This window comes from Herbidospora solisilvae (genome assembly GCF_009901565.1).
GTDB lineage: Bacteria > Actinomycetota > Actinomycetes > Streptosporangiales > Streptosporangiaceae > Herbidospora > Herbidospora solisilvae.
On sequence record NZ_WXEW01000002.1, the window covers coordinates 233,069 to 254,738 of the forward strand.

20 protein-coding genes are annotated in these 21,670 nt (G+C 71.6%); 14 read left to right on the top strand and 6 right to left on the bottom strand.

Annotated features, from left to right (window positions below):
- The first annotated feature begins 69 nt into the window (after nucleotides 1–69).
- Complete coding sequence (locus tag GT755_RS06765; protein ID WP_285583471.1) at nucleotides 70–2,148, top strand: DNA gyrase/topoisomerase IV subunit B; 2,079 nt, start codon at nucleotides 70–72, stop codon at nucleotides 2,146–2,148.
- Between the two features lie 306 nt (nucleotides 2,149–2,454).
- Here the strand turns inward: GT755_RS06765 and GT755_RS06770 are convergent, their stop codons facing one another.
- Together GT755_RS06770 and GT755_RS06775 are read right to left on the bottom strand one after the other, a co-directional pair.
- Nucleotides 2,455–3,204, bottom strand: coding sequence for a GNAT family N-acetyltransferase (locus GT755_RS06770; RefSeq protein ID WP_161478864.1), 750 nt, complete (start codon nucleotides 3,202–3,204; stop codon nucleotides 2,455–2,457).
- The gene (locus tag GT755_RS06775; RefSeq protein ID WP_161478865.1) at nucleotides 3,204–3,722 is read right to left on the bottom strand and encodes a beta-class carbonic anhydrase; all 519 of its coding nucleotides are present in this window, start codon (nucleotides 3,720–3,722) and stop codon (nucleotides 3,204–3,206) included. Before GT755_RS06775 ends, GT755_RS06770 begins: the two co-directional genes overlap by 1 nt.
- A gap of 137 nt (nucleotides 3,723–3,859) precedes the next feature.
- On the opposite strand from GT755_RS06775, the gene GT755_RS06780 reads away from it, so the two are divergent.
- The 4 genes from GT755_RS06780 (at nucleotide 3,860) to GT755_RS06795 (ending at nucleotide 5,744) form a co-directional block, all read left to right on the top strand.
- Nucleotides 3,860–4,147 (top strand): hypothetical protein, encoded by a 288-nt coding sequence (locus GT755_RS06780; RefSeq protein ID WP_161478866.1) that lies wholly within the window; start codon nucleotides 3,860–3,862, stop codon nucleotides 4,145–4,147.
- Nucleotides 4,148–4,551: 404 nt separating this feature from the next.
- Nucleotides 4,552–4,914, top strand: coding sequence for a VOC family protein (locus GT755_RS06785; protein ID WP_161478867.1), 363 nt, complete (start codon nucleotides 4,552–4,554; stop codon nucleotides 4,912–4,914).
- Between the two features lie 32 nt (nucleotides 4,915–4,946).
- A complete protein-coding gene (locus tag GT755_RS06790) occupies nucleotides 4,947–5,249 on the top strand; it encodes an ArsR/SmtB family transcription factor (RefSeq protein ID WP_030454606.1) in 303 nt (100 codons plus the stop codon).
- 3 nt (nucleotides 5,250–5,252) lie between these two features.
- Nucleotides 5,253–5,744 carry an SRPBCC family protein gene (locus tag GT755_RS06795; protein ID WP_161478868.1) on the top strand — a complete coding sequence of 164 codons (492 nt, stop codon included), beginning with the start codon at nucleotides 5,253–5,255 and terminating at the stop codon, nucleotides 5,742–5,744.
- A gap of 97 nt (nucleotides 5,745–5,841) precedes the next feature.
- On the opposite strand, the gene GT755_RS06800 is transcribed toward GT755_RS06795, so the two are convergent.
- Together GT755_RS06800 and GT755_RS06805 are read right to left on the bottom strand one after the other, a co-directional pair.
- A complete protein-coding gene (locus GT755_RS06800; RefSeq protein WP_161478869.1) occupies nucleotides 5,842–8,283 on the bottom strand; it encodes a DNA gyrase/topoisomerase IV subunit A in 2,442 nt (813 codons plus the stop codon).
- A gap of 37 nt (nucleotides 8,284–8,320) precedes the next feature.
- Nucleotides 8,321–8,809 (bottom strand): GNAT family N-acetyltransferase, encoded by a 489-nt coding sequence (locus GT755_RS06805; RefSeq protein ID WP_328794213.1) that lies wholly within the window; start codon nucleotides 8,807–8,809, stop codon nucleotides 8,321–8,323.
- A 44-nt stretch (nucleotides 8,810–8,853) separates the two neighbouring features.
- Between GT755_RS06805 and GT755_RS06810 the strand changes: the two genes are divergently transcribed.
- The 4 genes from GT755_RS06810 to GT755_RS06825 are packed head-to-tail and all read left to right on the top strand — an operon-like array spanning nucleotide 8,854 to nucleotide 13,825.
- Complete coding sequence (locus GT755_RS06810) at nucleotides 8,854–10,911, top strand: RecQ family ATP-dependent DNA helicase (RefSeq protein WP_161479325.1); 2,058 nt, start codon at nucleotides 8,854–8,856, stop codon at nucleotides 10,909–10,911.
- A 13-nt stretch (nucleotides 10,912–10,924) separates the two neighbouring features.
- Complete coding sequence (locus GT755_RS06815; protein ID WP_161478870.1) at nucleotides 10,925–12,115, top strand: endo-1,4-beta-xylanase; 1,191 nt, start codon at nucleotides 10,925–10,927, stop codon at nucleotides 12,113–12,115.
- Between the two features lie 4 nt (nucleotides 12,116–12,119).
- Nucleotides 12,120–13,190: a sensor histidine kinase gene (locus GT755_RS06820; RefSeq protein WP_161478871.1), complete on the top strand. Its 1,071-nt coding sequence runs from the start codon at nucleotides 12,120–12,122 to the stop codon at nucleotides 13,188–13,190.
- Nucleotides 13,187–13,825 (top strand): response regulator, encoded by a 639-nt coding sequence (locus GT755_RS06825; protein ID WP_161478872.1) that lies wholly within the window; start codon nucleotides 13,187–13,189, stop codon nucleotides 13,823–13,825. Before GT755_RS06820 ends, GT755_RS06825 begins: the two co-directional genes overlap by 4 nt.
- Here the strand turns inward: GT755_RS06825 and GT755_RS06830 are convergent.
- Both GT755_RS06830 and GT755_RS06835 read right to left on the bottom strand, forming a co-directional pair.
- Nucleotides 13,809–14,420 (bottom strand): DUF2306 domain-containing protein, encoded by a 612-nt coding sequence (locus GT755_RS06830; RefSeq protein ID WP_161478873.1) that lies wholly within the window; start codon nucleotides 14,418–14,420, stop codon nucleotides 13,809–13,811. The genes GT755_RS06825 and GT755_RS06830 overlap by 17 nt on opposite strands.
- 94 nt (nucleotides 14,421–14,514) lie before the next feature.
- Entirely contained in the window at nucleotides 14,515–15,408 is an 894-nt protein-coding gene (locus GT755_RS06835) for a carbohydrate kinase family protein (RefSeq protein ID WP_161478874.1), read from the bottom strand.
- 151 nt (nucleotides 15,409–15,559) lie between these two features.
- On the opposite strand from GT755_RS06835, the gene GT755_RS06840 reads away from it, so the two are divergent.
- Genes GT755_RS06840 through GT755_RS06860 form a run of 5 tightly spaced genes read left to right on the top strand, consistent with a single transcriptional unit; the run spans nucleotide 15,560 to nucleotide 21,627 of the window.
- Entirely contained in the window at nucleotides 15,560–18,130 is a 2,571-nt protein-coding gene (locus GT755_RS06840) for a bifunctional acetate--CoA ligase family protein/GNAT family N-acetyltransferase (RefSeq protein WP_328794214.1), read from the top strand.
- Nucleotides 18,131–18,174: 44 nt separating this feature from the next.
- A complete protein-coding gene (locus tag GT755_RS06845) occupies nucleotides 18,175–18,759 on the top strand; it encodes a DUF5998 family protein (RefSeq protein WP_030454595.1) in 585 nt (194 codons plus the stop codon).
- Nucleotides 18,759–19,844 (top strand): alkaline phosphatase family protein, encoded by a 1,086-nt coding sequence (locus GT755_RS06850; RefSeq protein WP_161479327.1) that lies wholly within the window; start codon nucleotides 18,759–18,761, stop codon nucleotides 19,842–19,844. Before GT755_RS06845 ends, GT755_RS06850 begins: the two co-directional genes overlap by 1 nt.
- Complete coding sequence (locus GT755_RS06855; RefSeq protein WP_161478876.1) at nucleotides 19,841–20,647, top strand: sulfurtransferase; 807 nt, start codon at nucleotides 19,841–19,843, stop codon at nucleotides 20,645–20,647. Before GT755_RS06850 ends, GT755_RS06855 begins: the two co-directional genes overlap by 4 nt.
- Nucleotides 20,608–21,627: an endonuclease/exonuclease/phosphatase family protein gene (locus GT755_RS06860; protein ID WP_161478877.1), complete on the top strand. Its 1,020-nt coding sequence runs from the start codon at nucleotides 20,608–20,610 to the stop codon at nucleotides 21,625–21,627. Before GT755_RS06855 ends, GT755_RS06860 begins: the two co-directional genes overlap by 40 nt.
- Nucleotides 21,628–21,670: the final 43 nt, after the last annotated feature.

Sequence of the window (21,670 nt, forward strand, 5' to 3'; positions counted from 1 at the left end):
AGCTGGCAAGCTGGTAGGCGTAAAACCACGCCTAGCGCTAAGCTGCGTACGCGTGTTCGACTGTTGAGCGTGGGAGCTGGAGTGACGGTAGCGGAGACGGGTTACACGGCTCGTCATCTGTCGGTTCTGGAAGGTCTCGAAGCCGTCCGCAAGCGCCCAGGTATGTACATCGGGTCGACCGACAGCCGCGGGCTCATGCACTGCCTGTGGGAGATCGTCGACAACTGCGTCGACGAGGCGCTGGCCGGATACTGCTCCCTCATCGAGGTGGAGCTCCATCCAGACGGCTCGATCGAGGTGCGTGACGACGGCCGCGGCATCCCCGTGGACGTCGAGCCCAAGAGCGGGCTCGCGGGTGTCGAGCTGGTCTACACCAAGCTCCACGCCGGTGGGAAGTTCGGCGGCGGGTCCTACGGCGCCTCCGGCGGCCTCCACGGCGTGGGCGCCTCGGTGGTGAACGCCCTGTCCTCCCGGCTCGACGTCGAGGTCGACCGCGACGGGCGGGTCCACGAGATCAGCTTCCGGCGCGGCGTGCCCGGGATCTTCGACGGCGCGGGCCCGTCGGCCAAGTTCAAGAAGAAGTCCGGCCTGCGCGACGGCGGGCCGCTCGGCTCGCGGGTCACGGGCACGCGGGTGCGGTTCTGGGCCGACCGGCAGATCTTCCTGCCCGAGGCGGAGGTCTCGCTCGACGAGATCCACGTCCGGCTGCGGCAGACCGCGTTCCTGGTGCCCGGCCTGACGTTGTCGGTGCGCGACAGCCGTACCGAGGAGGGCTCCGAGGAGACCTTCCGGTTCGACGGCGGGATCAGCGAGTTCACCGAGTTCCTGGCCCGCGACGAGGCCGTCTGCGACGTGCTGCGCATGCAGGGCCAGGGCCACTTCCACGAGACCGTGCCGGTGCTCGACGAGCAGGGCCACATGACGCCGACCAAGGTCGAGCGCGAGATGGTCGTCGACGTCGCGGTGCGCTGGGGCAAGGGCTACGACTCGACCGTGCGGTCGTTCGTGAACGTGATCGCCACGCCCAAGGGCGGCACCCACGTGCTCGGCTTCGAGCGGGCGCTGGTCCGGACCATGAACGAGTTACTGCGTGAGTCCCGGCTGCTCAGGGCCAACGACGACGGCGTGACCAAAGAGGACATCCTCGAAGGTCTGACCGGCGTGGTGACCGTGCGGGTGGCCGAGCCGCAGTTCGAGGGCCAGACCAAGGAGGTGCTCGGCACCTCCGCGGCGACCCGCATCGTCTCGACGGTCGTCTCGCGGGAGCTCCGCGAGACCTTCACCAACCCGCCGCGCGGGGCCAAGCAGCAGCTCAGGGCCGTCCTGGAGAAGATCGTCGCGGCGGCCAAAGCGCGCATCGCGGCCCGCGAACACCGCGACAACCAGCGGCGCAAGACCGCGCTTGAGAGCTCGGCGCTGCCGGCGAAGCTGGTCGACTGCCGCAGCGACGGCGTCGACCGCAGTGAGCTGTTCATCGTCGAGGGAGACTCGGCGCTGGGCACCGCCAAGCTGGCCCGCGACTCGGAGTTCCAGGCGCTGCTGCCCATCCGCGGCAAGATCCTCAACGTGCAGAAGGCGTCGGTCAGCGACATGCTGAAGAACGCCGAGTGCGCGGCGATCATCCAGGTCGTGGGGGCCGGTTCGGGTCGTACGTTCGACATCGAGCAGGCGCGCTACGGCAAGATCATCCTGATGGCCGACGCCGACGTCGACGGCGCCCACATCCGGTGCCTGCTGCTGACGCTGTTCCACCGCTACATGCGGCCGATGGTGGAGGCCGGGCGGGTGTTCGCCGCCGTGCCGCCGCTGCACCGGGTGGAGCTGACCAATCCTGGGCGGGGGCAGGAGAAGTACATCTACTGCTACTCCGACGCCGAACTGCACAAGGTGCTGGCCGGGCTGCGCAAGCGGAACAAGAAGTGGAAGGAACCGCCCCAGCGCTACAAGGGCCTCGGCGAGATGGACGCCGACCAGCTGGCGGAGACGACCATGGACCCGCGCCACCGGGTGCTGCGGCGGATCCGGATCGAAGACGTGGAGGAGGGCGAGCGCATCTTCGACCTCCTGATGGGGAGCGATGTGGCGCCCCGGCGCGAGTTCATCGTCAGCTCGGCCTCCGACATCGACCGCGACCACATCGACGCCTGACCCCGGCTCGACGCCTGTGACGACCTGGACCACCCCGTGTCGGACGGCCAGGTCTTCGCGTTGTGCGGGCGGTCGCTTGACGTCGGGGTCCTGCGTCGAGGTGGGCAGGCCAGTGCCGACTTGATCGGGTCGCCACCGAGATCGACAGGCCGCACCGAAGCAGGCTGAGGGCTTGGCCGTCGGTGCCGTGGTGAGGGGTCGGCATCGCTTTGACGGGCTGGTCTGGGCCGCGTGCCGGCCGTCGGGATCAGCCAGGGGCCAGGCTTCGGTGGTGGGGCCGCTCCCCGGGGTGAGCGGCCCGTCGCGTTACGGCATTCGGCGGAAGTGGTGGGTTCGGCCGACCGGGGTGAAGCCCAGGCGGCCGTAGAAGTCCTTGGGCCAGTCGGTCTCGTCGGCCTCCAGGAACAGGGTCAGGTCGCCCGCTCGGCGGATCGCCTCCGTCACGACGGCTCGGGCGTGGCCCCGGCGCTGGTGGTCCGGGTGGGTCGACAGGTCCTCGAACTGGGCGGTGCCCGACGGCCGGTGGATGTAGAGGTCGCCGTGGCAGACGATGGTCCCTCCGTCCCGCACGGCCAGGAAGGTGGTCTCGTAGCCGTCCTGGAGGAGGGTGGCGCGGCGTTCGGTGAGCTGGTCGAGTTCCTCTGGGGTCAGTTGCGGGAGCTCGGCGGCCCAGCTCGCCCGTACGGGCTCGTGGAGGTCGGCCAGGGTCACGGTCTCCACGCCGGGCGCCGGAGGCGGTGGGGCGCCCTGGTGGAGCATCAGCAGGTTCGACTCGTGGTCGTAGCCCGCTTCGGCCAGTGCCCCGGCCATGGCCAGCGCCGTGGGCTCGTGGTGGATCTCCACCAGGCGGTGGGCCGCCCCGCCGAGGGTGTGGTCGGCCAGGGCCAGGATCTCCGGCGCGTCCGTCGGGCCGGTGATCACGACCTTGTTGTGGTGGTGCGAGGCGGCGTACCGGAGATTGCGGACCGCGAAACCGAAGAGGTGCTCCTGGACGTCGTCGGCCTGGGAGCGGATGTGATCCTCTTTGAACCGGAGAATCCGGTCGAGTTCCGTCATTAAGCGGCGGCGTCCCGGCGGAGCTCCTCGATCGGCGTCAGTTTCCCGGTCCGGACGTCGTAGATCGCGCCTCCGACGGACACCACGCCGTCGAGGAACGGGCTGGTGCGGATGCGGATCAGGTCGTGCCGCAGGGCGGCGTTCTGGTCGGGCACGGTGTGGAAGTCCAGGCTCCGGGTGTCGACCCCCTGGGCCAGGGCCAGGTCGTGGATGTCGTCGTCGGTGACCTTCGTCATGCCGCAGTCGGTGTGCGGCATCACCAGGACGCGGTTGACGCCGAGCACGAACACGGCGACGACGAGGGTACGCAGCACGTCGTCGGTCACGCGGGCCCCCGCGTTGCGGAGGATCTTGGCGTCGCCCGGCTTGAGGCCCAGCAGGCCGAGCGGGTCGATGCGGGAGTCCATGCACGTGACGACGGCCAGTCCGCGGGCGGCGGTACCGGTCAGGCCGGAACCCGTGAACGTGGCGGAGTAGGTCTCGTTGGCCGAGAGCAGATCATCGAAGGCACCGTTCATGTACCGAATGTTCCCGCAGACCGCATTCGTGACCTTTCCCGGGGTCTACCAATGCGATGAAGCACTCTCGAACTCGTGTCACCCTAGGTAATTATCCGTGACGTAAAGTCGCCGACCGTCTGAGGAGACCCGAGAGCATGAGCACCACCGCGCCCCTGTCCGACCATCTCCGCGCCCGCGCCCGGCACCGCCTCGACCGCGTGGAGCCGTCCGACGAGGGCCGCAACGCCCGCCTGGCCCTCGCGCTCATCGACGCCGCCTGTTATGTCGACACGCTGCCGGAGGACGACCCGTCGATCGTGGCGCTGCGCGAGACGGGGATGCTGAAGCCCGACGCGTTCGAACCGGGTGACCGCGAAGCGCAGTTGCTGGCGGAGTGGGCGGGTGGCGACCCGGCGCAACTCCTGGAGGCCCTGGCGAGGTAGCGCGGCACGCGTGGTCGAGGCGCGGGGGCGGTTCGGCGCCGGTGTCTGGTCGGCGGCTCGATTTCCCGGGCGGTGGGCATGGGGTGTGGTCCGAAGGTCGGCATGGTGGGTCCGTGTTCTCGAGTTCGGAGAGCCCCGGGGCGCTCATCGGAGCCGGCGAAGGACGCAAGAAGTCGGGCGGGGCCGGTGCGTGTCGCGAATCGACGCCTCGAAGCGGGTGACCCTTCCCGGAGTCGCTGGGCGTGGGAGCGTGCATCTGAGGTGGTGACCATCGGGGCGGTGGGGGCAGGTGGGACGGGGAACCGGCGTGGGCCTCGACGGGTGGGGTAATTGCCTGGCATATCCGGCGACACCGGTATAAGTTCTTAGCCGGTTACATTGTTACGGGAAAGCAGGAGACGTCCATGGCCATCGCCACCCTTCATTCGTTCGTGTACGACTGCCCCGACCCCAAGGCCCTCGCCGACTTCTACGCCGAACTCCTCGGCTGGGAGATCGTGAAGCAGGACGGCGACTGGGTCACCATCGGCGACGGCGGCCCGGTCCACATGGCGTTCCAGCACGCCCCGAACTACGTCCCCCCGGTCTGGCCGCAGGCCGACCACCCGCAGCAGGCCCACCTCGACGTCGTCGTCGACGACCTGGCCGAGGCCGGGAAGAAGGTCGTCGCGCTGGGGGCCGTCAAGCACCACCATCAGCCGGGGAACGAGGAGGGTTTCGTCGTCTACCTCGACCCGGCCGGCCACCTGTTCTGCCTCTGTGATTGACCGCTTATATTCCTGAATGGGAATATAAGAGGGTGGACGTGTTCGCCGTGCTCGCCGAGCCGGCCCGCCGCCGCATTCTCGACCGGCTGCGCCGGTCGGAGAGCAGCGTCGGGGAGCTCGTGCGGGAGTTGTCGATGGGCCAGCCCGCCGTCTCCAAGCACCTCAAGGTGCTCAGGGAGGCCGGGCTGGTCTCCTCGCGCACGGCCGCGCAGCAGCGCATCTACCGCGTCGAACCGCGTCCGCTGGCGGCCCTGGACGAATGGCTGGCGCCCTACCGCCGCCTCTGGGACGACCGCCTCGACGCCCTCGAAGCCCACCTCGACCGGCAGGAGTAGGCCATGGAACTCGCAGACGTCACGGCCCGCCCGGCAGACGACGGCCGCTGGACCCTCGTCTTCACCCGCGACCTCCGCCACCCGCCCGAGAAGGTCTGGGCCGCGCTGACCGAACCCGGTCAGCTCAGGGAATGGGCCCCCTTCGAGCCCGACCGCGACCTCGCCACACCCGGCGCCGCCACCCTGGTCATGGACGGCGCAGGCACCGAGGAGACCATCCTCAAGGCCGACCGCCCCCACCTGCTCGAATACACGTGGGGCGGCGACCTCCTGCGCTGGGAGCTGGAGCCGACGGAGTCGGGCACCCGCCTACGCCTCTCCCACACCATGCCGGGCCCGGACTGGGCGGCCCGAAACGCGGCCGGCTGGCACGTCTGCCTCGACACCGCCGACCTCCTCCTCGCGGGCACCCCGAAGGGCCGCGTCGTCGGCGACGACGCCCTCGCCCACGGCTGGCAGGACCTCCGCGACGCCTACGAGACCAAGCTGTCCTGACCCGCCGGTCTCGACCGCGTCCTTGACCGAGAAGCCGCCGTGAGGTGCCACAGCGGCTTCGGCCGGCCCGTCTGGTCGGCGGCCTCCAGGATCTCCCTTACAGGGCCCCGCCGATCGCCGCCACCGTGTGGGTCAGCCGCACGCCCGAACCGTCGCGCCGGCCGATCTCCTCGGGCAGGGGCACCGGCTTGCCGACCGACGAGACGGCCTTCGCGGGGCCGGGACCGGCCCAGGCCAGCAGGAGCACGTCTTCGCCCTTCAGGAAACGCTGGGCGCGGACGCCGCCCGTCGCGCGGCCCTTCGGGGGGAACTCGGCGTAGTCGGAGATCTTGCCGCCGCCGATCTGGGTGCCGGGCAGGGCGGTGGACGAGCCGGCGATGGTCACCACGCGGGACTCGCGCGCGGGGTCGATCGCGCCGAACCAGATGACCTTTGCGCCGGGCTCCACCCGGATGCCGGCCATGCCGCCCGCCGGGCGGCCCTGGGGGCGGACGTTGGTCGCGGAGTAGCGCAGCAGCTGGGCGTCGGAGGTGATGAACACCAGGTCGTGGTCTTCGGACGTCAGCTCGACCGCGCCCACGACCGTGTCGCCGTCGCGCAGGGTGATGACCTCGAACTCGTCGCGGTTGGCCGGGTAGTCGGGGACCACCCGCTTCACGACGCCCTGTTCGGTGCCCAGGGCCAGGCCGGGGCCGTCGGGGTCGAGGGAGCCGATGCCCACCACGGTCTCGTCGGCGGCCAGGGAGACGTATTCGGCCACCGGGTGGCCGCCCGCCAGGGAGGGCGGGTTGGCCGAGGCCGGGAGGGTCGGCAGGTCGACCACGCTGACCCGGATCATGCGGCCGAGCGAGGTCACCACCCCGACCTCGCCCCGGACGGTCGAGCGCACGGCCGACACGAGCACGTCGTGGACGGTGCGCTCACCCGTGGCGGGCAGCGGCGAGGCGTCGGCCGTGCGGGCCAGCAGACCGGTGGAGGAGAGCAGGACCAGGCACGGGTCGTCGGCGACCTCCAGGGGCACCGGCGCGAGCGCGGCCACCCCGCCCTCCAGCAGGAGGGTGCGCCGGGGGGTGCCGTAGGTCTTGGCGACCTGGGCCAGCTCGTCGGAGACGACCTTCCGGAGCTTCAGGTCGGAGGAGAGGATCTCGGTGAGCTCGGCGATCTCGCGGGTCAGCGTCGCCTTCTCCTTGTCGAGCTCCAGGTTGTCGTAGCGGGTCAGGCGGCGCAGCGGGGTGTCGAGGATGTAGTTGGCCTGGATCTCGCTGAGCGAGAAGCGCTCCATCAGGCCGCCGCGGGCCGCCGCCGAGTCGTCGGAGGTGCGGATGACCTGGATGACCTCGTCGATGTTCAGCAGGGCGACGATCAGGCCCTCGACCAGGTGGAGGCGCTCCTCGCGCTTGCGTCGGCGGTGGAGGGAGCGGCGGCGGACGACGTCGAGGCGGTGCTCGACGTACACGGAGAGGAGTTCGCGCAGCCCCAGGGTGCGCGGCTGGCCGTCGACGAGGGCCACGTTGTTGATGCCGAAGGTCTCCTCCATCGGCGTCAGCCGGTAGAGCTCCTCGAGCACCGCCTCGGGGTTGAAGCCGTTCTTGATCTCGATGACCAGCTGGAGGCCCTTGTGCCGGTCGGTGAGGTCTTTGAGGTCGGCGATGCCGGTCAGCTTCTTGGCCGTCACCAGTTCCTTGATCTTGGTGACGACACGCTCGGGGCCCACGTTGTAGGGGAGCGCGGTGACGACCAGGCCCTTGCGGCGCGGGGTGACGTTCTCGATCGTCGCGGTGGCCCGCATCTTGAAGGTGCCGCGGCCGGTCCGGTAGGCGTCGTGGATGCCCGACAGGCCGTTGATGTAGCCGCCCGTGGGCAGGTCGGGGCCCGGGATGAAGTTCATCAGGTCGTCGAGCGTCGCGTCGGGGTGCTTGAGCAGGTGCCGCGCGGCCGCCACGACCTCGACGAGGTTGTGGGGGGCCATGTTGGTCGCCATGCCGACGGCGATGCCCGTCGAGCCGTTGACCAGCAGGTTGGGGAACGCCGAGCCCAGGACCGAGGGCTCGGTCTCCTGGCCGTCGTAGTTGGGCTTGAAGTCGACCGTGTCCTCGTCGATCGACTGCACCATCAGCATCGCCGCGTCGGACAGGCGGGCCTCGGTGTAGCGCATGGCGGCCGGCAGGTCGTCGGGCGAGCCGAAGTTGCCGTGGCCGTCGACCAGGGGCAGCCGCATCGAGAACGGCTGGGCCTGGCGGACCAGCGCGTCGTAGATCGCGCCGTCGCCGTGGGGGTGGAGCTTGCCCATGACCTCGCCGACGACGCGGGACGACTTCACGTGGCCCCGGTCGGGGCGCAGCCCCATCTCGTTCATCGAGTAGAGGATGCGGCGCTGCACGGGCTTGAGCCCGTCGCGGGCGTCGGGGAGCGCACGCTGGTAGATGACGCTGTAGGCGTATTCCAGGAAGCTGGTGCGCATCTCCGCGGACACGTCGATGTCGACGATCCGCTCCTCGAAGTCCTCGTCGGGCGGGGGGCTGGTGGTTCGTCGGGCCATGTCGAACATTTTGCCGGTCCCCACCGACGCCCGCGACTCAGACCTTCGAGACTTCCGTCTTGTACAGGCGGAATCCCCTGGCCTCGTAGTTTCCCCGGGCCGCCGGGGAGTCGAGGGAACAGGTGTGCACCCAGACCCGCTCGGAGGCGAGCTGCCAGGCCCTTGCGACACCGGCGTGCAGGAGATGCCCGCCGATGCCCCGGCCGATGGCGAAGGGGAGAAGCCCGAAATAGGCGACCTCCACCGAGGAGCCCTGCGGCTCCAGGGCGATGTACCCCGCGGGCGTCCCGCGCAGATAGGCCACCCAGGTCTCCACGCCCAGGTCGAGCCAGGTGAGCCACTGTTCGTCGGTCCAGTCGCGGCGGTCGGTCCACTGCCAGCCGCCGCCCACGGCCGAGTAGAGGAAACGGTGGAAATCGGCGGAGGGGATCTCGGCCCGGACGACGTCGACGTCGTCGCGCGGAGGCCGGGCGGGGCGCAGATCGGAGGGGTCGGTCTGTTCGAGGTACCAGGTGGTGACGTCCACATGGGGAATTTACTGGTACTAAGGACACCGTGAGCGAAGAGGAGATGCTGCGCGAGGAGGCCGAGGAGCGCCTCCGGGCCCTCGCGGGCGACCACGCGACCCTGCGCGACGACCAGTGGACCGCCATCAAGTCGCTGGTCCTCGACCGCCGGCGCACGCTGGTGGTGCAGCGCACCGGCTGGGGCAAGTCGGCGGTCTACTTCATCGCCACCGCGCTGCTGCGCGAGCTCGGCGAGGGGCCGACGGTGATCATCTCGCCGCTGCTGGCGCTGATGCGCAACCAGATCGCCGCCGCCGAGCGGGCCGGGATCCACGCCGTCAGCGTGAACTCGGTCAACCCGGGCGAGTGGGAGAAGATCTACGGCCAGGTCGCCGAAGGGCTCGTCGACGTGCTGCTGGTCAGCCCCGAGCGGCTCAACAACCCCGAGTTCCGCGACCAGGTGCTGCCCGAGCTGGCCGAGTCGGCCGGGCTCGTGGTGGTCGACGAGGCCCACTGCATCTCCGACTGGGGCCACGACTTCCGGCCCGACTACCGCAGGCTGCGCACCCTCCTGGAGGAGCTGCCGCCCGGCGTGCCGGTGCTGGCGACGACCGCGACCGCCAACGCGCGGGTGACCCGCGACGTCGCCGAGCAGCTCGGCGACGCGCTCGTGCTCCGGGGGCCGCTCGAACGCGACAGCCTGCGCCTGTCCGTCGTGACCCCCGGCGGGCCCGAGAAGCGGCTGGCCTGGCTGGCGACCGCGCTCAAGGAGCTGCCGGGCTCGGGGATCATCTACACGCTGACCGTCGCCGCCGCCTCCGAGATCGCCGCCTACCTGCGCGAGCAGGGGTTCCCGGTGGCGGCCTACTCGGGGCAGACCGAGCCGTCGGAGCGGCTCGCCGCCGAAGACGACCTGCTCGCCAACCGGGTCAAGGCGCTCGTGGCCACCTCGGCGCTCGGGATGGGGTTCGACAAGCCCGACCTCGGGTTCGTCGTCCACGTCGGGGCGCCGCCGTCGCCGGTCGCCTACTACCAGCAGGTCGGCCGTGCCGGGCGCGGGGTGGCGCGGGCCGAGGTCATCCTGCTGCCCGGCACCGAAGACCGCGACATCTGGGCCTATTTCGGCTCGCTGGCGTTCCCGCCGGAGCACCAGGTCAGGGCCGCGCTGGCCGCGCTCGGCGACCAGACCCTCTCGACGGCCGCGCTGGAGAGCCGGGTGGACCTCAGCCGCACCCGGCTGGAGATGATGCTCAAGGTCCTCGACGTCGACGGCGCGGTCCGCCGGGTCAAGGGCGGCTGGGAGGCTACCGGCGAAGAGTGGGCCTACGACGCCGACCGCTACAAGCGGGTCGCCGCCGAGCGCACCGCCGAGCAGGAGGCCATGCTCGCCTACCTGACCACCGACGGCTGCCGCGAGATGTTCCTGCGCCGCCACCTCGACGACGACACCGCCACCCCCTGCGGCCGCTGCGACAACTGCACCGGCGCCTGGTGGGACGCCGGCGTCGCCGAGACCGCCGTGAAAAGCGCCCACGACCGGCTCGTGCGGCCCGGCGTCGACCTCGAACCCCGCCGCCAGTGGCCGACCGGCCTCGAAGAGCTCAAAGGCCGCATCAAGCCGGAACTGTCGGCCGGCACCGGCCGCGCGCTCGGCCGGCTGACCGACATCGGCTGGGGCACCCGGCTCAGGGAACTGCTCGCCGGGCCCGACCAGGATGTGCCGGACGACGTCTTCGCCGCCGTCGTCGAGGTGCTGAAGGGCTGGAGCTGGGAGCAGCGGCCGGTCGCCGTCGTCAGTGTCCCCTCGGTCTCCAAACCCCGGCTGGTACGCAGCCTCGCCGAGCGCCTCGCGCAGGTGGGCCGCCTGTCCTACCTGGGAGAACTGGGCTACCGCGACGGCGCTCCGGGCCGGCAGTTCAACAGCAACCAGCGGGTCCAGGCGATCAGGGGAACCCTGGCCATGCCCCGCGACCTCGCCGCGAAGATCGCCGAAGCCCAGGGGCCGGTCCTGTTGGTCGACGACCGGTCCGACACCGGCTGGACGCTGACGCTGGCCGCCGCACAGATCCGCCACGCGGGCGCACCGGTTGTGCTCCCCCTGGTGTTGGCGACCGCCACATAGGTATAGGGGAGGGGTGCTTCCCTCCCACCGCGTCGCGGACGCCCTCGTCACCGTCACCGCCGACCAGATCCCCGTCGCCGGGCAGGACGTTCTCGTCAGGCAGACCGATCACGAGTTCCTGTTCGGCTGCACCGGATTCGAACGCGACATCCCCTTGGCCGACCACTGGTTCGGGCTGTTCAACTTCGCCACGCTGCCCTTCTACTGGGCCCAGTTCGAAGGCGACATGGGCAACCCGCAGACCGAGAAGCTGATGGGGATGGCCTCGTTCTTCAAGGACCGCGGGGTGCCCGTGAAAGGCCACCCGCTGGCCTGGCACACCCTCGCCCCCGACTGGCTGCTCGGCCTCAACAACGGCGAGATCGCCGCCGCCCAGGTCGCCCGCATCACCCGTGAGGTCACCGACTTCGCCGGCGTGATCGACATGTGGGACGTGATCAACGAGGTCGTCATCATGCCGATCTTCGACAGGTACGACAACGGCATCACCCGCCTGTGCCGCGACATCGGCCGCATCCCCATGATCCGGATGGTGTTCGACGCCGCCCGCCACGCCAACCCCGGTGCGACCCTGCTCCTCAACGACTTCGACATGTCGGCCGCCTACGAGTGCCTCATCGAGGGCGTGCTCGAAGCGGGCGTCCGCATCGACGCGCTCGGCCTCCAGAGCCACATGCACCAGGGCTACTGGGGCGAGGAGCGCACCCTGGAGACCCTCGACCGCTTCTCCCGGTACGGCCTGCCGATCCACTTCACCGAGACGACCATCGTGTCCGGGCACCTGATGCCCCCCGAGATCGTCGACCTGAACGACTACCAGATCGACGACTGGCCCTCCACGCCCGAGGGCGAGGAGCGGCAGGCCGACGAGATCGTGCGCCACTACCGCACCCTGGTCGGCCACCCGGCCGTCCGGGCGATCACCTACTGGGGCATCCAGGACGGCGAGTGGCTGGGCGCGCCCGGCGGCTTCGTCCGGGCCGACGGCAGCCCCAAGCCCTCCTACCACGCCCTCCAGAACCTGGTCAGGGGCGAGTGGTGGCTGCCCGAGACGACCATGCGGACCGACGAGGAGGGCCGGATCCCGCTGACGGGCTTCCGGGGGACGTACACGATCGAACACCGGGGCCGGACGGGCACGGTGACCCTCGGAAACGGTAGTACTTCGGGCCGATCCGCGATCGAGTGCGAACTCGTACCATGACGGCGTGTGGAACGAGCCGCGTCCTGTTCCGCCTCCCCCCAAGCGGGTCTGGCGTGACCACGCGCTGATCGCCCTGCTGGTGCCGGCCGTGGTGCTCGAAGGGGTGCTGCGGCCGGAGCTGCCCCGGCCGGTGGTGGCGCTGACGCTCGTGCTGGTGGCGACGTTGTGGTGGCGGCGGGCCCGTCCGCTGCTCGTGGTGGTGCTCGCCTTCGGCGGCACCCTCGTGGCCGACGTGCTGATGGGCCGCCCCGACGACACCCACACGGCGGTGTTCCTGCTGATCCTGCCCTACACGCTGGGCCGGTGGGGGTCGGGGCGCGAGGTCCTGGCGGGCGCGGCCGTCATGCTCGGCAACGTCGCCCTGTCGGTCCCGGGGCCCGCCGACCTGGTCGGCGCCGCCGCCGTCGTCTCGATCGCGCTGCTCGCCGGGATCGCCGTCCGGTTCCGGGTGCGGGTCCAGCAGCGCGACCGCGAGCAGGTGAAGTTGCTCGAACGCGAACGGCTGGCCCGCGACCTGCACGACACCGTCGCCCACCACGTGTCGGCGATGGCGATCCGGGCCCAGGCCGGGCTCGCCCGCGCCCACAAGGACCCGGACGCGGCCGTGGAGGCGCTGAAGGTCATCGAGGCCGAGGCGTCGCGGGCGCTGGCCGAGATGCGGACCATGGTCCGGGTGCTGCGCCACCCCGCCGACCTCGACCCGGCCCGGGGCGTCGCCGATCTGGCGGAGCTCCAGAAGGGCTCCGGCGTCCCCGTCGACGTCGAGGTGCGCGGCGACCTCGGCACCCTCCCGCCCCCGACCGACGCCGCGATCTTCCGGCTGGCCCAGGAGTCGGTCACCAACGCCCGGCGGCACGCCCGCCGCGCCACCCGCATCCACGTGCTCGTCACGGCCGACGGCGACCGGGTCACGCTGCGGGTCACCGACGACGGAGAGGTGCCCGCGCCCGGTGCGAACGGTTATGGTCTCCTCGGCATGGCCGAACGGGCCACCCTCCTCGGCGGCACCTGCGAGGCGGGCCCCGCCCCCGGCCGTGGCTGGACCGTCACCGCCGTGCTCCCGAGGACCGCATGACCATTCGCGTGATCGTGGCCGACGACCAGGAGATCGTCCGGACCGGCCTGGTGATGATCCTGGAGGCCCACGACGACATCGAGGTCGTCGGCCAGGCCGCCGACGGCCGCCGCGCGGTCGAGCTGGCCCGCCGGCTCAGGCCCGACGTGTGCCTGCTCGACATCCGGATGCCCGGCATGAACGGCATCGAGGCCACCCGCGAGCTGTCCCAGGAGGTCGCCGTGGTCGTCATCACCACCTTCGACCTCGACGAGTACGTCTACGCCGCGCTGCGCGCCGGGGCCAGGGGCTTCCTGCTGAAGGACGCCGGGTCGGCGCTGCTCGCGCAGGCCATCAGGGCCGCCGCCGGCGGCGACGCCCTGATCGCGCCCAGCGTCACCGCCCGCCTGCTGCGCGCCTTCGCCGGCACGGCCGACCCGGTCCAGCCGTTCGAGCCGCTGACCGACCGGGAGGAGCAGATCATCACGACCGTGGCCCGGGGCCGCACCAACCACGAGATCGCCGACGAACTCCACATCTCGGTCAGCACGGTGAAGACCCACGTCGCCAGCCTCATGGCCAAGCTCGGCGCCCGGAACCGGGTCGAGATCGCGATGTGGGCCTACGAGACGGGCCGGATCAGGAACGCCGGATGACCCACTCGGCGACCGCGACGTTGATCGCCCATCCGGCGGCCATCGCGACGAACCGCCCCGTGTCGTCGGGGGTGACCCCGGCGACGGCGAACGGCACATGGGTGAACGCCTGGGTGCCGGCGCCCATCGCCAGCGCGTAGGCGCGGATCATCCAGGCCCGGTGGGTGGTGAAATCCCGCCGGCGGACCGCCAGGACGGCGTACCCGACGGCGAAGGCCATCACCCCGCCGACGGCCACCCGCATGATCGTCATGGGCAGTCCGTCGTCGGTCTCCGGCAGGTCGTACCAGAGGGCCATCCAGATCCCGCTGAGGGCCACCGTGAGCCCGGCCACCGCCAGCACCCGCCCGGCCCGCCGGTGCCACGGGCCTCGCCGTAGTGACGGGACGAACTGGAACGCCCCCAGCAGGGCGTAGATCACCGCGCCGACGATGTGGGCCACGACGGGCAGCGGCATGTCGAAGAAACGGACATTGTCCGGCGTGACGGGCCCGCCGCCGGACAGTTCGGCCAGGCGGAGCCCACCGGCCAGTGAGGGGACGAGGGCGAGCAGCACGAGCCCGGTGGGCAACATCCACAGACGTCTGACGGTCATGCCGCAGATCATCGCGATCAGGGGCACCCGTTCACATCGCGCCAACGGCTCCGGCGTGATCGTTCCAACGGCCGGCGGTCGGGCGTACTTTCGGCTAGAGGCGGGGGCGGGCGCCCAGGTTGGCCAGGCACTTGGCGGCCAGCGTGTTGCCCGCCGCCAGGGCGTCGGCCGGCTGCTTGCCGTCGAGCCAGCTCGGCAGGAACCCGGCGGCGAACGCGTCGCCCGCGCCGGTGCCGTCGACGACCCGCTCGACCTGCTCGGCCGGGACCTTGACGGCCTCGGACCGGTTGTTGCTGTACCAGAGCGCGCCGTCGGCGTTGCACTTGATCACGACCTGCGGGAACCAGGCGGTCAGCACCTTGGCCGCCGCCTCGGGCTCGTCGCGGCCGGTCAGCACCTTGGCCTGGTCGACGTTGGCGAACAGCAGCTTCGCGCCGTGGGTCCACTCGAGGAACGGCTCGGCGCCGGTGCGCTCGACCGGCGCGGAGGAGGCGCAGTCGACCGAGATCGACATGCCCGCCCGGCGGGCCAGGTCGAGGGCGGCCAGACCGGCGTCGCGGGAGCCCTCGCAGATCAGCGTGTAACCCGACATGTGGAGGTGGCTGCCCTGCGTGAACAGGTCGCGGGGCAGGTCTTCGGGCGACAGCGCGGCGTTGGCGCCGGGGTCGGAGAGCATCGTGCGCTCACCCTTGTGGGTGACCAGGACGACGCAGGTGCCGGTGGGGCGCTCGGGATCCATGACGAGCCGGGCGTCGACGCCGTAGCCCATCAGCTCCATGTCGCGGTTTCGGCCGGTGATGTCGGCGCCGCGGCGGCCGATGAAGGCGACCTCGGAACCCTCGACGGCGAGCCATGACGCGATGTTGGCTCCGGAGCCGCCACCGTGCATGGTCACCACGGCCGGAGTGTCGCTTGCCCGGGCGAGCGGATACCTGGCGCGGGCGACCGCGTCGGTCATGAGATCGCCCACCACGACGACCCGCGTCATGATGTCACCACCTTGCTTACTGCAATTCGACGCTGACCCCGGAAACTTAACAGCTTCCGCAAGCTTCGTGGGGGGTGAGGCGGACACTCGTACACAGTCGATGCACATCCGTTGCCCAACCACCGCGTTTGTGCACAGATACCCTCGAAAGGTGGAACTCGCGTATCCGCGGCACTGGGAGGCCGACGTCGTCCTTTCCGACGGCGGCACCGCTCACCTGCGGCCCATCCGCCCCGATGACGCCGAACTGTTGCGTTCCTTCTACTCCCGCCTCTCCGCCCAGTCCATCTACTTCCGTTTCTTCGGCCCCCGTCCGCGCCTCTCGGACCGCGAGGTGACCCGCTTCACGACGGTCGACTACAACGACCGGCTCGCCCTCATCGCCACCATCGGAACGGAGATGGTGGCGGTCGTCCGTTACGACCGGGTCAAGCCCGCCGACCACGCGGAAGTGGCCTTCCTCGTCGAAGACGCCCATCAGGGGCGCGGGCTCGCCGCGGTGCTGCTCGAACACCTGCGCGCCGCCGCCCGCGAGCGCGGCATCCGGACGTTCATCGCCGACGTGCTGCCCGCCAACCACCGGATGACCCAGATGTTCCGGCAGGCCGGATACACCGCGCAGAGCACGTTCGAGGACGGCGTCGTCCGGATGACCCTCGACCTCGCGAGCACCCCCGACTCCGTCGAGGTGGTGACCGGGCGGGAGCACCGGGCCGAGGCGCGGTCGATCGCCCGGCTGCTCAAGCCCGAGTCGGTCGCCGTCATCGGGGCCAGCCGGGAGCCGGGCGGGATCGGGCAGACCGTGCTGCGCAACCTGCTCCGGGCCGAGTTCACCGGGCCGGTCTACCCGGTGCACAGGGAGGTGCGGGCGGTCGCGGGGGTGCGGGCGTACAAGAACATGGCCGCGATCGACGGGGAGGTCGACCTCGCGGTCGTGGCCGTCCCGGCCGAGAGTGTGCTGGACGTGGTCGAGGAGTGCGCCCAGAAGGGGGTGAAGGGCCTGGTCGTGGTCTCCAGCGGCTTCGCCGAGACGGGCGAGGAGGGGCTGGCGCGCGAGCAGGAGCTGGTGCGCATCTCCCGCGCCTACGGCATGCGGGTCGTCGGGCCCAACTGCCTCGGCATCGCCAACACCGACCGGTCGATCAGGCTCAACGCCACCCTGGCCGAACGGCTGCCCGCGCGCGGGCGCATCGGCTTCTTCAGCCAGTCGGGCGCCCTCGGCACCGCCCTGCTGCACCGCGTCGACCAGCGCGGCCTCGGCATCTCCACCTTCGTCTCCGCCGGGAACCGGGCCGACGTGTCCGGCAACGACCTGCTCCAGTACTGGGAGGAGGACCCCGCGACCGAGGTCGTCCTCCTCTATCTGGAGTCGATGGGCAACCCGCGCAAGTTCACCCGGCTGGCCCGGCGCATCTCCCGCACCAAGCCGATCGTGGCGGTGAAGTCGCAGGCCGCCGAGTTCGGGCTGCCCGACGGCGCGGTGTCGACGCTGTTCGAGCAGGCCGGGGTGATCCGGGTCGACGACCTCACCCAGCTCTTCGACGTCGCCCAGCTGCTCGCCTGCCAGCCCCTCCCCGAAGGGCCGCGCGTCGGGATCGTCAGCAACTCCGACGCCCTGGCCCGGCTGGCCGCCCACGCCTGCGTCAGCGCGGGCCTGGTCCCCTCGACCGCCGACCTCGGCGCCCGCGCCGGGGCCGCGGAGTTCGGCGCGGCGCTCTCCTCGGTCCTCCCGGACGTCGACGCCGCCGTGGTCGTCTACATGCCGCCCGGCCCCGGCCCCGACGCCGAGGTCGCCGCCGAGCTGGTGCGGGTCGCGGGGGAGGGCGGCAAGCCTGTGCTGGCCACCTTCCGGGGCGAGGCCGGGGTCCCGGCCGCGCTGCGCGCGCCGGGAGAGGGTCCCGCACGGGGCTCGATCCCGTCCTATCCGGCGCCCGAGGAGGCGGTGCGGGCCCTGGCCCTGGCAGTACGCCATGCGCAGTGGCGCCGCGGCGTCGAGGGCGCCGTCCCCGAACTCGGCGGGATCGACGTGGCCGGCGCCCGGGAGATCGTCTGCCGGGCCGCCGAGGAGCCGGTCGAGATCGACGCCGCCGATCTCCTGCGGGCCTACGGCGTCGAGGTCTGGCCGTCGGAGACGGTGACCTCGCCCGAGGAGGCCGTCGCGGCGGCCGGGCGGCTCGGTTATCCCGTGGTGGTCAAGTGGGACGGCACCGGCCGCGCCGGGACGGTCCGCCTGGCGCTGCCCGACGCGGGCGCGGTGGCGCGGGCGTACACGGACCTGGAAGAGGTGTTCGGGCCCCGGCTGGCGGTCCAGCGCATGGCGCCGCAGCCGGCCGTGCCGACGGTGATCACCTCGGTGCAGGACCGCGACTTCGGGGCCGTCGTGTCGTTCGGGCTCGGCGAGATCGCCGCCCGGCTGCTCGGCGACGACGCCCACCGGCTCGCTCCGCTGACAGCTGAAGACGCCGCCGCGCTGGTCCGGGCGCCCAAGGCCGCCCCGCTGCTGTTCGGCGCGCACGGTTATCCGCCCGTGGCGGTGGCCGATCTGGAGGAGCTGCTGTGCCGCATCGGGCGGCTGGCCGACGCGCATCCGCAGGTGGCGGCGCTGCGCCTGGACCCGGTCTTGGTGGGTGAGAACGGTGTCCACGTATTGGGCGCACGGGCGGTGCTGAAGGCCGTCACCGGGCCCCGGCCGGACGTGGGTCCGCGACGATTGCCATCCTGACAGCCCCGGTGAAATCAGGGTGCTTGACAGGGCAGGATGGTCCCATGAGGGATACCCGAGTCTCGGCTGCAGGTCTGCGCGAGGCCATCGACCGAAGTGGCTACTACCCCGACCTGGTCGCCGACGCCGTCGATTCCGCCCTGGGCAAGGAGAGCGTCAGCGCCTACGTCGTCCACCACGAGGCCACGTTCGACCCGGCCATGGAAGTGCGCCGGCATGTCACGGTCCTGGTGCTGTCGCCCACCCGGTTGCTCGTCTGCCACACCGACGAACACCCGCCCGCCGAGGGAAACCCCGCCTCCCACGCGTCGACGACCACCGAGGCGGTCCGGCTGAGCCGGGTCCAGTCCGTCGCGCTCACCCGGCTCGTCCCCGACCCCGCGTCCTACTCGCCCGGCGTCGCCCCCAGCGAGGTCACGCTGACCATCGGCTGGGGCGCCATCTCCCACGTCGACCTCGAACCCGCCACCTGCGGCGACGAGAACTGCGAGGCCGACCACGGCTACACCGGCTCGATCACCGCCGACGACCTCCAGCTCCGCGTCAGCGAGGCCGCCGACGGCCCCGAGGCCGTGCGCCACGTCCTGGCCTTCGCCCGCGCCCTGTCGGAGGCGACGGCGCGCACGTGATGGCCACCCTCGCCGACATCGCCGGTTCCGTCCACGCCACCTTCGACGGAGCCGGCGGCGGCACTCTGGGGCTCGACCCGGCCGAGAAGGTGTGCCTGCTCATCGTCGACGGCATGGGCGCCGACCTGCTCGCCGCCCACCCGTCCCGGGCGCCGTTCCTGTCTGCGGCGCTCTCCCGGGTCCTGACGGCCGGCCTGCCGTCGTCGACTCCGACCAGCCTGGCGACCATCGGGACCGGCGTCCTGTCGGGCAACCACGGGATGCTCGGCATCACCGTCGCGGTGCCCGGCGAGAACCGGCTGCTCAACTGCCTGCGCTGGAAGACCGACGGCCCGCCCGTCGACCCGCTGACCTGGCAGCCCGTCGACACCGTCTTCCAGCGGCTGGCCCGCCTCGACGTCGCCTCCTCCTACGTCGCCCCGGCCGCCTTCGACGGCACCGGTCTCACCGAGGCGGTCTACCGGGGCGTGCGCTACGTCCCGGCCGACACCCTCGACGAGCGGGTCGCGGGTGTGCACGCCGCCCTGCGCGCGACCCGCAGGGCCTATGTGACCTGCTATTACGGCGAGCTCGACGCGATGGGCCACATGACCGGCTGGGGCTCGCCCGAATGGCTCGACCAGCTCACGATCGTCGACGGCCTGGCCGAACGCCTCGCCGCGGCGCTGCCGCCCGGCGGGGTCCTCTACGTCACCGCCGACCACGGCATGATCAACGCCACCGACAAGGTCGACCTCGACCACCACCCCGAGCTCACCGAGGGCGTCGCCCTGGTCGGCGGCGAGGCCCGGCTGCGCCACCTCTACACGGTCCCCGGCGCGGCCGGCGCGGTCTTCCAGACGTGGCGCTCGGTGCTCGGCGACCGCGCCAGGGTCGCCACCCGCGAGGAGGCGGTCGACGCCGGCTGGTTCGGCCCGGTCGACCCCGCCCTGCTCGGCCGGGTCGGCGACGTCGTCGCCGTGGCCGACGAGGAGTGTGTGATCGCGTCGTCCGGAAAAGAACCGCTGGAGTGGTCGATGACCGGCTATCACGGGTCGCTCACTCCCGCCGAACAGAACGTGCCCTTCCTGGAGATCCGCCGATGAGCCCACTGATCACCGCCGCCGACCTCGCCGACGCGCTGGGCGGGGTCACCGTCCTCGACGTGCGCTGGCGCCTCGGCGGCCCGCCCGGCCCGGCCGAATACGCCCTCGGCCACATCCCCGGCGCGGTCTACTGCGACCTCGACACCGTCCTGGCCGCCCCCGCCGGCAAGGGCGGGCGTCACCCGCTGCCCTCCGCCGCCGCGTTCGAGGCGTCCATGCGGTCGCTCGGCGTCTCCGACGGCCGCCCGGTCGTCGTGTACGACGACTGGAACGCCCTGGCCGCCGCCCGCGCGTGGTGGTGCCTGCGCTACTTCGGGCACCGCGACGTCCGGGTGCTCGACGGCGGCCTGAAGGCGTGGACCGGAGACTTGTCCAAAGACACGCCCGACGTGGTCCCCGGCGACTTCACCGCCCGCCCCGGCGGCATGCCCTTGATCACCGCCGACCAGGCCGCGATCCTCGCCGACGACGGCGTCCTCCTCGACGCCCGCGCGCGCGAGCGCTACCGGGGCGAGGTCGAGCCCGTCGACCCCGTGGCCGGGCACATCCCCGGCGCCGTGAACGCCCCGACGACCGAGAACCTGGAGCCCGGCGGCCGCTTCCACCGTCCCGAGTTCCTGCGCGAGCGCTTCAACACCCTCGGCGTCGTCGAGGGCGTGCCGGTGGGCGCCTACTGCGGAAGCGGCGTGACGGCGGCTCACGAGGTGCTGGCCCTGGAGTCGGCCGGGATGACGGCCTCCCTGTACGCCGGATCGTGGTCCGAGTGGATCACCGACCCGGCCCGTCCGGTGGAAAGGTCCTGAGCGGCGTCTCCGACCCTGCTCGACGGCGCGGCTGGGTGACGGCGGCGATCTGGCTGATCGTCGCCGTGTTCGCCGTCTGGGCGGGGTTATGGCTCTTTCCCAGTGACGTGGCGTTCGGGTGGGTGCAACTGGTGGCGTTCACGCCTTACGTGGCGTTGTCGTCGCCGGTCGCGCTCGTTCTGGCGTTGCTGGCCCGCCGGTGGGTGGCGGGCGGGGCGGCGCTGGTCGTGTGCCTGGTGTTCGCGGTGATCGTGGGGCCGCGGATGGTGGGGGAGAGCCCTTCCGGTGGGGGAGGGCCGCGCCTTCGGGTGCTGGCGGTGAACCTGCTGGCGGGCGGGGCGCCCGCCGAGGAGGTCGTGCGGCTGGTGCGGGAGCTTCGGGTCGACGTGGTGGCCTTCCAGGAACTCACGCCTTCGGCCGTGGAGGAGATGGGGCGTGCGGGCGTCGACTCCCTGCTGCCGCACCGGGTGACGGAGGCCCGGCCGGGGACACGCGGGTCGGGGATCTACTCACGCTTTCCCGCTACGCGGGTGGGGCTGCTCGACTTCGGCGGATTCGGGCAGCTCATGGGGCTTCTTAACGTCGACGGCGTGAAGGTCGAGATTGTGTCGGTGCATCCGTGCGCGCCCTACACGGGGCGGCTGCACCGGTGCTGGGGCGACGGCCTCGACGCGCTTCCACGGCCCGGCGGGGCGGCCAAGATCCTGATCGGCGACTTCAACGCGACGGTCGACCATGCCAGAGTTCGCGACCTGCTCGACTCGGGATACCGCGACGCGGCCGAAGCTACCGGCGAGGGCCTTCTCACGACGTGGCCGGCGCTGCCTCGTGACTTCCACGGGCTGCCCATCCCGCCGGTGACCATCGACCACGTCCTGGCCGACGACCGGACGGCATTCCACGCCTTCTCGGTCCACCTTCTCTCCGACACCGACCACAAGGCCGTATTCGCAGACCTGGAGCTTCCCGGCCTGCAGTAGGGGTTGATTCCCCTTGATAGTGGGGCGGTTCGTCGCCTTGATG

Excerpts from the sequence above, each read along its gene's own strand:
- GT755_RS06770 (WP_161478864.1), bottom strand. The coding sequence starts at position 3,204 with ATGACGGAACTCGACCGGATTCTCCGGTTCAAAGAGGATCACATCCGC.
- GT755_RS06775 (WP_161478865.1), bottom strand. The coding sequence starts at position 3,722 with ATGAACGGTGCCTTCGATGATCTGCTCTCGGCCAACGAGACCTACTCC.
- GT755_RS06780 (WP_161478866.1), top strand. The coding sequence starts at position 3,860 with ATGAGCACCACCGCGCCCCTGTCCGACCATCTCCGCGCCCGCGCCCGG.
- GT755_RS06785 (WP_161478867.1), top strand. The coding sequence starts at position 4,552 with ATGGCCATCGCCACCCTTCATTCGTTCGTGTACGACTGCCCCGACCCC.
- GT755_RS06795 (WP_161478868.1), top strand. The coding sequence starts at position 5,253 with ATGGAACTCGCAGACGTCACGGCCCGCCCGGCAGACGACGGCCGCTGG.
- GT755_RS06800 (WP_161478869.1), bottom strand. The coding sequence starts at position 8,283 with ATGGCCCGACGAACCACCAGCCCCCCGCCCGACGAGGACTTCGAGGAG.
- GT755_RS06810 (WP_161479325.1), top strand. The coding sequence starts at position 8,854 with ATGCTGCGCGAGGAGGCCGAGGAGCGCCTCCGGGCCCTCGCGGGCGAC.
- GT755_RS06825 (WP_161478872.1), top strand. The coding sequence starts at position 13,187 with ATGACCATTCGCGTGATCGTGGCCGACGACCAGGAGATCGTCCGGACC.
- GT755_RS06830 (WP_161478873.1), bottom strand. The coding sequence starts at position 14,420 with ATGACCGTCAGACGTCTGTGGATGTTGCCCACCGGGCTCGTGCTGCTC.
- GT755_RS06835 (WP_161478874.1), bottom strand. The coding sequence starts at position 15,408 with ATGACGCGGGTCGTCGTGGTGGGCGATCTCATGACCGACGCGGTCGCC.
- GT755_RS06845 (WP_030454595.1), top strand. The coding sequence starts at position 18,175 with ATGAGGGATACCCGAGTCTCGGCTGCAGGTCTGCGCGAGGCCATCGAC.
- GT755_RS06850 (WP_161479327.1), top strand. The coding sequence starts at position 18,759 with ATGGCCACCCTCGCCGACATCGCCGGTTCCGTCCACGCCACCTTCGAC.
- GT755_RS06855 (WP_161478876.1), top strand. The coding sequence starts at position 19,841 with ATGAGCCCACTGATCACCGCCGCCGACCTCGCCGACGCGCTGGGCGGG.